Source organism: Fibrella aquatilis (assembly GCF_017353255.1).
Lineage (GTDB): Bacteria > Bacteroidota > Bacteroidia > Cytophagales > Spirosomataceae > Fibrella > Fibrella aquatilis.
Window position 1 is genome coordinate 25,634 of the sequence record NZ_JAFMYU010000011.1, and the last position, 13,226, is coordinate 38,859.

The 13,226-nt window shown below is 54.8% G+C and carries 10 protein-coding genes; 7 read left to right on the forward strand and 3 right to left on the reverse strand.

What is annotated here, in order from left to right; genetic code table 11:
- The first annotated feature begins 38 nt into the window (after window positions 1–38).
- From J2I48_RS28560 to J2I48_RS14440, 3 genes are all read left to right on the forward strand, one after another.
- The gene (locus J2I48_RS28560; RefSeq protein ID WP_207336176.1) at window positions 39–1,997 is read left to right on the forward strand and encodes a T9SS type B sorting domain-containing protein; all 1,959 of its coding nucleotides are present in this window, start codon (window positions 39–41) and stop codon (window positions 1,995–1,997) included.
- A gap of 47 nt (window positions 1,998–2,044) precedes the next feature.
- Complete coding sequence (locus J2I48_RS14435; protein ID WP_207336177.1) at window positions 2,045–2,407, forward strand: YbaB/EbfC family nucleoid-associated protein; 363 nt, start codon at window positions 2,045–2,047, stop codon at window positions 2,405–2,407.
- A 98-nt stretch (window positions 2,408–2,505) separates the two neighbouring features.
- Window positions 2,506–3,519, forward strand: coding sequence for a glycosyltransferase family 2 protein (locus J2I48_RS14440; protein ID WP_207336178.1), 1,014 nt, complete (start codon window positions 2,506–2,508; stop codon window positions 3,517–3,519).
- A gap of 34 nt (window positions 3,520–3,553) precedes the next feature.
- On the opposite strand, the gene J2I48_RS14445 is transcribed toward J2I48_RS14440, so the two are convergent.
- Window positions 3,554–4,297 (reverse strand): class I SAM-dependent methyltransferase, encoded by a 744-nt coding sequence (locus J2I48_RS14445; RefSeq protein ID WP_207336179.1) that lies wholly within the window; start codon window positions 4,295–4,297, stop codon window positions 3,554–3,556.
- Between the two features lie 201 nt (window positions 4,298–4,498).
- Here J2I48_RS14445 and J2I48_RS14450 point away from each other — a divergent pair, with 201 nt between their 5' ends.
- The 3 genes from J2I48_RS14450 to J2I48_RS14460 all read left to right on the forward strand — a co-directional run bounded on the left by J2I48_RS14450 (window position 4,499) and on the right by J2I48_RS14460 (window position 9,291).
- Window positions 4,499–7,078: a TonB-dependent receptor gene (locus tag J2I48_RS14450; RefSeq protein ID WP_207336180.1), complete on the forward strand. Its 2,580-nt coding sequence runs from the start codon at window positions 4,499–4,501 to the stop codon at window positions 7,076–7,078.
- Window positions 7,079–7,221: 143 nt separating this feature from the next.
- Entirely contained in the window at window positions 7,222–7,944 is a 723-nt protein-coding gene (locus tag J2I48_RS14455) for a LolA-like protein (protein WP_207336181.1), read from the forward strand.
- Between the two features lie 114 nt (window positions 7,945–8,058).
- Entirely contained in the window at window positions 8,059–9,291 is a 1,233-nt protein-coding gene (locus tag J2I48_RS14460; RefSeq protein ID WP_207336182.1) for an NADH-quinone oxidoreductase subunit D, read from the forward strand.
- Between the two features lie 30 nt (window positions 9,292–9,321).
- Here J2I48_RS14460 and J2I48_RS14465 read toward each other — a convergent pair whose 3' ends face one another.
- Window positions 9,322–10,791 (reverse strand): ATP-binding protein, encoded by a 1,470-nt coding sequence (locus tag J2I48_RS14465; protein WP_207336183.1) that lies wholly within the window; start codon window positions 10,789–10,791, stop codon window positions 9,322–9,324.
- A gap of 261 nt (window positions 10,792–11,052) precedes the next feature.
- Here J2I48_RS14465 and mog point away from each other — a divergent pair, with 261 nt between their 5' ends.
- Window positions 11,053–11,598, forward strand: coding sequence for a molybdopterin adenylyltransferase (gene mog, locus J2I48_RS14470; protein WP_207336184.1), 546 nt, complete (start codon window positions 11,053–11,055; stop codon window positions 11,596–11,598).
- Between the two features lie 235 nt (window positions 11,599–11,833).
- Here the strand turns inward: mog and J2I48_RS14475 are convergent, their stop codons facing one another.
- A complete protein-coding gene (locus J2I48_RS14475; protein WP_207336185.1) occupies window positions 11,834–13,087 on the reverse strand; it encodes a TCR/Tet family MFS transporter in 1,254 nt (417 codons plus the stop codon).
- Window positions 13,088–13,226: the final 139 nt, after the last annotated feature.

Sequence of the window (13,226 nt, forward strand, 5' to 3'; positions counted from 1 at the left end):
CCATTCGATTCTTTTCATACGAAACACTGATACATTCCGTGCTACTTTTCTGGAACCGGCCACTACCCGTTTTACTCTGCTGGTTGTGTCTGGTAATCAATTCCTTATCTGGCCATGCGCAGAGTGTTTGCGATAGGGCCGCGCAGGGCGGTGGGTTTACGGCCCCGGCCCGTACTTGCCTTACCGCGCCGGTTACGGTGGTCAATACAGTAGCCACACTAACCAATGTAGGTTACGTCTTCGACTACGACGGTAAGCCGCTCGTTAGCGGCCAGACCTTTTCGCAGGTTACAAAGTACACGTACGGCAAGCCTGGTTCATACACCATTTTGCAGGTGGGTAGCAGTGCTGGCACTAACGCCGTAGCCTGCAAAGTGATCGAGGTGCTCCCCGTTAAGCCTGTGGCCTACAGCGTAGTCATCTGCCCCGGCCGAAAAGCCACGCTGAGCTATACCCTGGATGCCGAAACGGCCCGTTACGATAAGCTCACGATCAACTGGGGCGATGGCCTGCCCCCTACCGAGGTGCCACTGTCGGGCAATACGGGCAGTTTCATTGCCCCGGTACACACCTACCCCAGCGCGAGTAACCCGGTCATCAACGTAGTGGGTTCCTACATCGGTGCCTGCACGGGTTCAGCCAGTATTCAGTCAGTATCGGTGCAGAATACGGCGGCTTCCAGTGTATCTGTTCAGGAGTTGAACTCGTCGGCCACCAGCGTGGAACTGAAATACCAAGCTTCGGCGGGGGCCACGGTGACGCTGTATCAGCGCGATGGGTCGGGTAATTACGTGCCGACGGGGCAGACGGCCGCCACCGGCGGGGGCACGTTTACGATAAATGGTGTACCTGCTGCCAACATGAATTGCTTTCAACTGGGCGTGCAGGATGCCTGCGGCGGTGCCGAGCTGAAGTCGGCGGGGGTGTGCAGCGTTCCCCTGAGTGTCTCGGCAGGCGATAAGCAAAACATCGTAACCTGGCCCGCCTACTCTGGCACCGACAAACCCCGTTTCTACCGCATGACCCGGAATAGTGCCCCACTGGGTAGCGCCACGGGTTCGCCCTTTACCGACGCCAACGGCATTCAATGTGGGGTAAATTACTGTTACTCAGCCGAACTCAGCTTCAACACGGCCTCGACCATTGTGCGGTCGGCCCCGGTTTGCGTAGTGGGGAAGAACAACGAACCACCCAAGCCGCCCACCAAAGCGTTTGTGTCAGTAGAAGGCGACGGAGTGAAATTACAGGCCTCGCTGCCCGCCACCGTGCCCACGGCCTACACGCTGCTCGTGACCCGCGCCGATGGCCCCGGCGGGCCGTTCACACCCATTGGCCAGGTAAGCACCGACCGTAACTATACCGACAAGACGGCCAACTCCGCCGCGCAGAGCTACTGCTACCGGACGGCCATCCAGAATAATTGCGGTGTCACATCCGACTATACGGCCCCATCCTGCACAGTACACCTGACTACGCCTGATAACAATGCCCTGACCTGGACGGCGTTGTCGCCCTTTTCGGCCTCCAGCGTAGCCGGGTATCAGGTCATCAAGATTGACCCCACCACCGGTCTTTCCGACAAGATAGACGTGGGCGGCAACACCCGCTGGGAGCCAAACCCCAACCAGACAGATACCCAGACGTATACCTACCAGATTGTGGCCTACGACAAGAACGGTGTAGAGAGCTATTCCAACCCCATACTGGTTCTGCTGGCTCCCAAGCTGTTTTTGCCCAACGCGTTTTCGCCCAACGGCGATGGTACCAATGACGATTTTATGGCCAAAGGGGCCTTCTGGGACACGTTTTCGATGACTATCTACAGCCGATGGGGTGAGGTGCTGTTCAACACCACTGACCCTAAATCGACGGGCTGGAATGGCTTATTAACCGATGCTTCGGCTGCGCCCACGGGCTATTATACATTCCGGGTGGAAATCAAAGATCTGAAAGGCCAAACCTACGTACGCACAGGTCGCGTACTTTTGATTCGGTAAGAAACATGCCTGGTTCTCGGCTTGTTGTCTGTTAAAATAGCACTACTATGTTTGGTAACCTAGGAGATATGATGGGCATGATGGGGAAGATGAAGGAAGTTCAGTCCCGCATGAAAGAGGCCCAGGAAACGTTGAACACCCTCACAGCTACCGGCGAGTCGGGGGCGGGGCTGGTACGGGCCACCGTCAACGGCACAAAACAACTCGTAAAAATCCAGATCGACCCCGATCTGATGAAGGCCGGAGACAACCCCGCCGATGACCGCGAGATGTTGCAGGACCTGATTGTGGCCGCCACCAACAAGGCTATGGACAACGTGGAGCCGCTTATTAAAGACCACATCCGCAAGGCTACTGAGGGCCTGCTGCCGAACATACCCGGCATGGACCTGGGCAACCTGATGGGGTAGCTGGTTAGTCATATGCGTTAATAGGGGAAAGGGTTGACCAGAACAGATGACCAATGGCTGATGTTTTGTGTCTTAATGGCTACTGACACCGTAAGCTGATGACTTCCCTTCCCGATCTGGCTATTGTTATTCTGAACTATAACGGACAGGACTTTTTGTCGCGGTTTCTGCCGTCGGTGCTGGCCAACGCCGAAGGGGCCACCGTTTGGGTAGCCGATAACGCAAGTACCGACGGGTCGGTGTCGATGCTGCGCAGTGATTTTCCGAGCGTTTGGATTCTGGAACTGCCCACCAACGAAGGCTATGCCGGAGGCTACAATGCCGCCCTGCAGCAGATTGATGCTGAATATTATTGCCTCCTGAATTCAGACGTGGCCGTTACGCCCGGCTGGATCAGGCCCGTGATAGACCTGTTTGAGGCGCACCCTGCTGCTGTGGCTTGCCAGCCTAAAATTCTGGCCTACCACAACCCCACTCAGTTTGAATATGCCGGTGCCGCCGGGGGCTACCTCGACTGGCTGGGCTTTGCGTTCTGCCGGGGCCGCCTGTTCGACACCACCGAAACCGACCACGGCCAGTATGATGACGACCGACGGGTGTTCTGGGCGTCCGGCGCGTGCCTGTTTGTGCGGTCGTATATGTTCCACCAAACAGGGGGCTTCGACGCAGACTTCTTTGCCCACATGGAAGAGATAGACTGGTGCTGGCGGGTGCAGCGGCTGGGTCATGAGGTGTGGACCTGCGGGCAGTCTGTGGTACACCACGTAGGTGCGGGTACGCTGGCCAAAACTAATCCCCACAAAACTTTCCTGAACTACCGCAACAGCCTGTTGATGCTCTATAAAAACCTGCCCGGCTCCAGCCTGTGGCCGCTGCTATTAATCCGGCTGGTTGTCGATGGCATCTCGGCGGGGCCGCTGTTGTTGCGAGGCGAATGGGCGGCTATCTGGGCCATCATCCGGGCACATTTTGCCTTCTACAGGCTGTTGAACAAGTTTTCGCCCAAACGCAAAGCCCTGCTGGCCACCGCCAAAACTTCTGTGTCGCTCTATCCGAAGAGCATCATCTGGCAATATTTCCTGCGGGGAAAAAAGCGGTTTTCGCAGCTGTAGAGGCGGCCACGACCGATTCGGGTATGCCCCGCCCCTACTTCCCAAAAATCAAAATATGCTGTTGGGGGAGGCGGGGATCGTTTTTGAGCAGTTTCAGGCCTAGTGCCTTCATCTCTTTCACGGCCTGCGCCTCGGTCATTTTGTGGTGCTCTTTAATGGGCACGTTGGGGTCTTCGGCGCGGTACTCCACCAGCACAATGCGCCCGCCGGGTTTCAACGACCGCACTAGCGCCTCACCCATTTCGCGGGGGTTCGAGAACTCGTGGTAAGCGTCGATCATCAGGGCCAGGTCGACGGTGTTGGCAGGCAGTTTGGGGTCGGTGATGGTGCCCAGGATGGGCGTCACGTTGGGGGCTTTGTTTTTGGCTTTGTTGGCGTTGAGGTACTCAATCATTTCGGGCTGAATATCAACGGCCAGTACCTTGCCCTGTGGCACTACCCGCGCCATGGGGAAGCTAAAAAAGCCTGTTCCTGCGCCAATGTCGGCCACTACGTCGGTGGGTTTCAGGGCCAGGGCGGTGAGTAACAGGTCGGTGCGTTCTTCCTGCTGGCGTTCGGGGCGTTCCAGCCAGTCGGCCCCCAGGTGGCCCATTACCTGCGCAATTTCGCGGCCCATATATACCCGCCCGGTGCCGTCGTAGGCCGGGCTTTTGGTTGTGTAGGCCGTGGCCGAGTCAGGCCCCGTTGTGTTGGTATTGTCGGTTTGGCGGGTGTTTTGCCCCCGGCCACAGCCCGACAGTAACAGTAGCGAGGCAAGTAAGAAGGAATGAGCAGTCATAGGCGTTGGGCTTGGCTTGTATTGCATAACGTGGTAGGCGAAGGGCTTGTTTCACAAAACCCTGACACCAGCCGCGGGCATAGGCACTCCCGTTCGTCGGTGCGAAACTGCTGTCCATCCGGTTAATATCCGGGTCTGTCCTGTTTTCGTTTTAGGCCTAAAAGCAAGGTTCCATCTTTGTATTGTTCAATAGCAACCATCATGGAATCACAACGTTTACACATCAGTGCCATTTTATTACTGTTTCTCACGCTGCTGGGCACGTCGGCTCAGGCTCAGTTTGGCATGGGAGGTGGCGCGGCACAACCGAAAGCATTACCTGGCACCGCTGGCGACAATAGCCCCAAAGGGAACGCCAAAATCACAGGATATGTGGTCGACTCGGCCATTACTAAGGCCGTGGAATTCGCCAGCATTGCCCTCTACAACCGCACTACCGGCAAAGCCGTTGACGGTACCGTGGCCGATGAAAAAGGCAAGTTTACCTTGAACAAACTGGTAGCCGGCGATTATAGAATTCTGATATCGTTTGTTGGATTCCGCAGTAAAACTGTTGATAGTCTGACGCTTAGCAACGGGCAGACGCTGGATTTAGGCGTGATCAAGCTGCCCACGAGCGTGAAAACCCTGGCCGAAGTAACCGTGACCGGGCAGGCCGCGCTTATTGAAGAGAAAGTGGACCGCCTGGTCTACAACGCCGATAAAGACATCCTGGCCAAAGGCGGCGACGCCACCGACATTCTCCGTAAAGTGCCCCTGCTCACTGTTGACCTGGACGGTAATGTGAGCCTGCGCGGTAATCAGAACGTGCGGGTGTTGATTAACAACAAGCCCAGCACCATTGTGGCCAGCAGCGTATCCGACGCCCTCAAGCAGATTCCCGCCGACCAGATCAAGACCGTGGAGGTCATCACCAGCCCGTCGGCTAAGTACGATGCCGAGGGGTCGGGTGGAATTATCAACATCATTACGAAGAAAAACAGCTTACAGGGCCTGAACCTCAACATCGACTCAGGGGTAGGCAACCGGGGGTCTAGCCTGGCCCTCAACGGCAGCTACCGCAAGGGTAAAGCCGGGTTCACCATCGGGGGCTTTGGCCGGGGCATTTATAACACCATCACCCGCACCAACCTCGACCAGAGCAGCGTGGTCAGCGACGTAACGACGCTGACCCGCCAGAGTGGCGAGGGCCGTACCAAGGGTTTGTTTGGTCAGTATAACGTAGGGTTCGATTATGACCTGGCTAAGAACCAGAGCCTCACGGCGGGGGTGCGTTATGGTGTGCGCAACTTCGTCAACCAGCAGGACCTGCTAACCCGGCTGTTCAGCAACGGTACAGAGACGTTTTCGCAGAACCGATACGTAGACACCAAAAACCTGTCGGGCACGGTAGACGCCAACGTCGATTACCTGCACACGTTCAAGCCGCAGCAGGAGTGGAGCATATCGACCCTCTATAGCCGCACCGACCTGACCAACGACTTCAGCGCCAATCTATTCAATAGTGCAAATACTATTACGGGTCGGCAGCAGAACCTGAACGGCAACGTAAACCAAGAGTTTACGTTACAAACTGATTATCAGACACCTATTAAGAAGAATCAGCAAATTGAGTTTGGTGCAAAAGCCATTTTTCGGGAAGTAAACAGCAATTACCGCTACCTCGTTGGCGGGGCATCGGGCGAGTTGGCGACGGTGCAAAACGGCACAAACGGATCGCTGTTATACCACCAGAACATTGCCGCCACCTACACGTCCTACACCTACACCACCAAAAAACGCTACACGTTTAAGGGTGGTCTTCGCTACGAACACACCTTCATCGACGCCAGTACGGCTGAGAAAGGCAACCTCGGCGTGGGCGACTACGGGGTGCTGGTACCCAGCGTCAACGCCTCAAAAACGTTCAGCGGCACCACGTTTAAGCTTGGTTTCAACCGCCGGATTCAGCGGCCCGGTTTGCAGCAGCTGAACCCCAACTTCAACGCTGCCAACCCGCAGAACATCACCATCGGTAACCCGTCATTACGCCCCGAACTGACCAACAACTTCGAACTGGGCTTGAGCCGGACTATTAAAAAAACGTTTGTCAACGCCACCTTCTTCGGGCGCGTGACCAACAACGCCATTGTGCAGGTGAGCCGCCCGTCAGACACCCTACGGGGCGCTATTGTGAGCCAATACCAGAACATTGGCCGCCAATATGCTTACGGTACCAACGCCTTCATCAACGTGGCGGCCACCTCGAAAATCAACGTGGGTGTGTTTCTGAATGCCTTTTATACCAGCCTGAGCGGGCAGGTGACGGGGCGCGATGGGCTTAGCACTGAACTGACCAACACCGGCTTTAATATCAGCGGCGGGTCGTTTTTGCAGGCGCAGTTCAAGCACGGCTGGGGGGCGCAGGCTTTCGGGTTCATGCAGGGCAACACCATTCAGTTGCAGGGTACCCAGGGTGGTTTTGCGTTCTACACAGTGGGGGTGAAAAAGGAGTTTGCCAACAAGAAAGCAAGCCTGGGTCTGGCGGCAGAGAACTTCTTCCAGGAGCGGTTTAACATCCATACTGTGCTGAATTCGCCCCTGTTCAACCAGGTCAACGATGTATATCTTTACAACCGCGGCATCCGGCTGACGTTCACCCTGAAGCTGGGTAAAGTCACCACCGAAGCACCCCGCAAAAAAGCCCGTTCGGTCAACAACGACGACGTGAAGTCAGATGGTACGGGCGGTGGCGGCGACGCGCCAGCCGGTGGCGCGCCGGGCGGTGGCAGACCGAGGTAGTAGCTACTAGATATTGGATGTTGGATACTGGACGTTGGATTGAAGACATTACATTTCAGACAACATCCAGTATCCAACGTCCAGTATCCAACGTCCATTATCCAACATCCAATTCTTACCTTTAACGCGTAAAAACCTGCCAAATGAAAACGACTAACATGCTGGCTGCTGCGGCGGCCCTTCTGATCTCGGTGAGTGCTTCAGCCCAGACCGTAGACGAAATTGTAGACAAACACATTGCCGCCATGGGTGGTGAAGACAAACTCAAAACCGTCACCTCGCTTATAACCGAACGCTCACTGTCGGTGCAGGGCATGGAAATCCCAACCGTGATGACCATCGTGGTGGGCAAATCACTGCGGAGCGAATCAACGATTATGGGCAACGCCATGGTGCAGGTAGTTGATGGCGGCGGCAGCACGGGCTGGAGCATCAAGCCCGCCATGATGCAGGGCACGGGTGAACCCGAAGACATGCCCGCCGACCAGATCAAGCAGCAGGTGGGTCAGCTTGACCCGTTTGGCCCACTGCACAACTACAAAGACAAAGGCAACAAGGTAGAACTGGTTGGCAAAGAGAAAGTAGATGGCAAAGACGCCTACCATATGAAGGTGACTACCAAGGAAGGCAACACCATCGATGAGTTTCTCGACGCCAACACGTACCTAGTGAGCAAGGTCAAGTCAGTCATGGGCGGTCAGGAAGGCGAAATCGCGTTTTCGGACTACAAGGACGTTGACGGCATCAAGTTTGCCAACACCATGGAAATAGCTAACCCACAGATGGGCACGCTGACGATGACCACTACCAAGACCCAGGTTAACGCCAAAGTCGACGAGAGTATCTTCAAAAAGCCCGCGAAGTAAGGGAATAAGAAGCAAGAGATAAGAGGCAAGAAACAAGAGGCTTGCGCGAAGGACAACGGCTGTACCTTTGCGCAAGCCTCTTGTTTCTTGCCTCTTATCTCTTGCTTCTCACTCATGACCAGCACCATCCAATACGAGTATAGCCCCGGCCATTTTCAAGCGTCGGAGCCAACCGTGTATGACCCTACGCAACTGGCCGAGGGCGAAATGCTGCTGAACATGGGTCCGCAGCACCCCAGCACCCACGGCGTACTCCGGCTGGAGATCATCACCGACGGCGAGGTAATCCGTGATGTGGTGCCGCACCTGGGCTATTTGCACCGCTGCTTCGAGGCCCACACGCAGCAAGTGCCGTTCAATCAGGGTATTCCATTTGTTGATCGGCTCGATTACCTAGCGGCAATGAACGGCGAACACATCTGGGCCATGGCCGTAGAGAAGATGCTGGGAATTGACGCCGACATGAAAAACAGCCCCGGTGGGCGGCGCACCGAATACATCCGTGTGCTGGTGGCTGAACTGAACAGGATTGCCTCGCACTTTGTGGCCATTGGCACCTATGGCATCGACATCGGCGCGTTTACGCCCTTTCTCTGGGTCATGCGTGACCGCGAACACATTCAGCGGATGCTGGAGTGGGTGAGTGGTGCCCGGATGCTCTACAACTACATCTGGATCGGCGGCGTCTTCTACGACCTGCCTGTGGGCTTCGAGGCCCGCTGCCAGGAGTTTATCACCTACCTGAAACCCAAGCTGATGGAGCTACAGGAGGTGCTGATCAACAACGAAATATTCATCAAGCGTACCGCCAATGTGGGCGTCTTGCCCCTGCCCGTGGCCATCGACTTTGGCTGTACGGGGCCGGTACTGCGCGGGTCGGGCCTGCGGTATGATCTCCGCCGCGTAGATGCTTATTCGGTCTATCCCGAACTTGATTTCGACATTCCGATTGGCTCCGGCGAAATGGGTACCTTGGGCGATTGCTGGGACCGGACCAACGTGCGGGTGCAGGAGTGCTGGCAGTCGGTACGCATTATTGAACAGTGCCTTGCCCGCCTCACCACCGACCTGGCCCGCACTCGCGACTACGACCCGCACGAGTTTGTGCCCAAGAAAATCAGGCCTAAAGCAGGTGATTTCTACTTCCGGGGTGAAAGTGCCAAGGGTGAGCTGGGCTTCTTTTTCCGTACCGATGGCCGTTCAGACGTACCTGTACGCTGCCACGCCCGCTCCTGCTCTTTCCACAACCTCTCTGTCATTGCCGACATCAGCCGCGGTGCCATGCTCGCCGACCTGGTAGCCATCATCGGCTCACTCGACCTGGTGATGGGGGAAGTGGACCGGTGAAAACGGTTTTCTGTTTGCTGTCTTTTGTTTTCACACCGCCTCCTTTTTCACCGTTTCCAGCGTGGGGGCTTCGGCTATGTTGAGGGGAATGGTCACCGTAACGCGGGTGCCTTCGTTAGGTTCAGAGGCCAGCCGAAATACGCCGTTGAGCAGCCGGGCGCGTTCGCGCATATTGTGTAGGCCGTGGCCGTTCAGGATGCCCTTGGTAGCGGCGTTGGTAAGGCCCTGCCCGTTGTCGCTGACCACCAGCAGCAGGCGGTTATCGCTGAGCCGGAGATCAATATCGATCTCGTCGGCCTGAGCGTGTTTAATAGCGTTGCTAAGGGCCTCCTGCGCAATGCGATACACCCCGATCTCAATGGCTTTGTCGAGCCGTGCGTCGGCTTGTTTAGCGTGTACCTGCATGGCAAGGCCAGTTTGACGGGCCTGTTGTTCAGCCAGTTGGCGTAGGGCGGGTTCCAGACCAAAATCACTCAAGACGGGCGGCATCAGGTTATTTGATACGTTACGAACCTCTTGTATAGTCTTCAGAATCAGTTCTTTAAGGCTTTTGTATGTGCCCTGTTCCTTTTCAGGAAGCAGGTGGATAGAGCGCAGATGTTCCACCAGCAATTTCTGGCCAGTCAGCATTTGGCCAATGCCATCATGGAGGTCATATGAAAGGCGGCGGCGTTCGTCTTCCTGCCCCTGCATCAGTGCCGCCATGCGCACAATCTGCTCGTTCAACTGCTGCTGATGCCGCAACGCCGACTCGCGTAATAGTTTATCCTGAGTTTCCTGTAACGTCTGGTTGGTTTCCTGTAAGGTTTGGTTAACCGCCTTTGTTTCGCCGTTAGCCAAACTCAGTTGCGCTACTGACTGGTCGAGCGCCCGTACGGCGGGTCTGAAAATGAGGTAAGCTTCCAGGGTCAGCACCAGCAAGGTCAGCCCCAGCAGCAGCCATTCGGTAACCGACAGTTGGCTGATTTTTTGCCGCGACTCTTCCTCATACTGTTGCACCAGTCGGTCCATAGTTTGCAGATACGGTTTTTCGTTGGCCAGAATCTGGTTGACGGCAGCGGTCACTACAGGGTTTTTCGAGGTAGCGGCAAAAGACGGCTGATTCAGTATAAATTGTGTTTTCTGACTGATAACTGCCATGTAAGGCTGAACGGCAGCAAACAAAGACCGGACAGTGTCGCTGTTGACAATGCGGGCGCTGCTGGTGGACACCATGCCAGTGCGCAGATTCTCCTGGTAAGTTTCCCAGCGAGCGAGTACAACACTTAATTCAGACCGAATGGCCTGGGTGTTGGCTCGATTTGGGGCCATGGTTAGCAGAAGCACGTCTTTCACGATCAACTGACTCTGAAAACGTTGCCGACCCGCATTGTTGATGAGCCATGAGTCATTTTCCTGCGCTTTAATCTGGCGTTGTACAAAAAGACAACCGGCCAAACTCAGGCAAGCCACCAGCGTCAGTGCCAGTCGATACCAGAACGTAAATCGGTTTGTTAGCATGTGCTAGCGTGTATTGGTATAGTCGATAGAGTGTAGTTATGCCTGACGGCTGATGGGCTAAAAGGTACATTTATAAAAAAGACCTTTATTCAATTTGGTTTTTCACTTCAAAAGCCAAATTGAAGGCACAAATTAAGCATTTTTAATACTAAACAATTCTGCATCTTATTTTTAGGGTTAGTGTACCGACTAACATGTCTGTTTACGCTATAGTAATGAACCTTTCCATGCTACTCTGACGAATGCCGTTAGTTTTGTAGTATGAATCCATCTCATTCAACTCCGGCCCGTATTGGCATTATCAACGTGTCAGACCGGGCCAGCGCGGGTGTTTACGAAGATATTCCGGGCAAAGCGGTCGTAGCATTGCTCTCCGAATGGCTCTCCAGCCCCTGGGAGCCTGTTTATCGCGTCATTCCCGACGAGCAGGACCAGCTTGAAGCAACGTTGATTGAGATGGCTGACCGGGAAAACTGCTGCCTGATTGTGACTACCGGTGGCACCGGCCCGGCCCTGCGCGACGTTACGCCCGAAGCTACTGAGGCCGTTTGCCATAAAATGATGCCCGGTTTTGGCGAGCTAATGCGCCAGGAAAGCCTTAAATACGTGCCCACAGCCATTTTATCGCGGCAAACGGCCGGAATACGTCACAAAACGCTCATCCTGAACTTACCGGGTAAGCCCAAAGCCATTGGCCAGTGCCTTTCGGTGGTGTTTCCGGCTATTCCGTATTGTGTTGACCTGATTGGTGGGCCATTTTTGGAAACAAACGCTGCACTTATGCCTGTCTTTAGGCCTAAATCGTAGGGTATACTATCAGACTTTAATATGTACAACAAAAGGTAAACCGATTGAGTATTTATCTGATACCTTCCCAGTATCAATACTTAGTAAGGTCCAGTTTAAAACAAGCAAACTAATTTTTATTAACTACTGACAGTTCGTCATTATATGAGTAAAAAATTAGAGTAAAAACACTTAAAACCGCGTCAATTGTTTTCAGGACTTTTGTTTGTAATACGACTGTATGATTGAGCGAAGACTAGTCTCGTTCACTAGTCACAGGTACCTGCGCGTTGGCGGGCTGTACGTAGGTTCTCAGAGCAGAAGCCGTGATAATGATACTGATAATGGTAAACACCGCACCAGCCAGATAGGGCGCACCGGGGAAATAAACGGGAGCCGTGGGCCTGGTGAAATAGGCAAAGAGGTTGGTCATCAGTACGGGGCTGAAAATGGCCGTCAGGCTCATAAGACTGGTAAGCGCTCCTTGCAATTCGCCCTGTTCGTTGGGTGGCACTTGCCCCGAAATAATGCCCTGAATGGCCGGACCCGTAATGCCCGCAAAAGCGTAGGGTGCAATAAGCGCCAGGGCCATCCAGCCTTCGTTGGCGAACGTGAAGCCAATGAACGCAAAGACATAGACGATCATACCCAGAAAAACGGCCCGTTTCTGCCCAATCTTCGGAATGATGAGCCGGATAAGCCCACCCTGTACAATGGCCACAGCCAAGCCCACCACGGCCAGCGATATGCCTACCAGCTTGGTGTCCCAGCCATAGCGGAGCATAGTGAAATAGCCCCAAACCGACTGCATGACCTGCCCGGCGATATACAAAAAAGCCAGCGCAAGAATCAGCCCTACTAGCGACTTATAGCGTTGCAGCGCTTTGAACGATCCAATAGCATTGGCTCGCCGCCAGTTGAATGGACGGCGGTTTTCGAGTGAGAGCGATTCGGGCAGGACAAAAAATCCGTAAAGACAATTGATTAGCGACAATGCCGCCGCTGCCAGAAATGGTGCCCGCGTACCGTAGCTGCTCAGTAGACCACCCACGCTTGGCCCGATGATGAACCCCAGCCCAAACGCTGCGCCTACCAGCCCAAAGTTCTGTGCCCGCTTATCGGGCGTACTGATGTCGGCAATGTAGGCGCTAGCGGTGGTGAAACTAGCCCCGCAGATACCTGCAAACACCCGCACCACAAACAACCACGCAATAGTGGGCGTGAAAGCACACACCAAAAAGTCGACGCCCAGACCAAACAGCGACAGTAGCAGCACGGGTCGGCGGCCAAACTGATCGCTGAGGCCACCCATGACGGGGGCAAACAAAAACTGCATGGCCGCGTAGGCAAACGTGAGCCAACCGCCATACTGCGCTGCCGCACTCAGGCCCTCGCCGGTGAGTTCTTCGATGAGTTTGGGCACTACCGGCACAATAAGACCAATGCCAATGCAGTCGACGAGGATGGTGATGAAGATGAAAACAAGGGCGGGGTTACGTTTTTCAGCCATGAAGAAGGAAGTTGCGGGGCGAAGTTGGCTGCAAGTTACGACCTTACGGAAGGATACCTTTTCCGAACCACACAACAGAGCGGGGGGTTTACTGTGTAGTGTCTTCTGTTTAGTGTTCATAGTGAACAGAAGACACCGA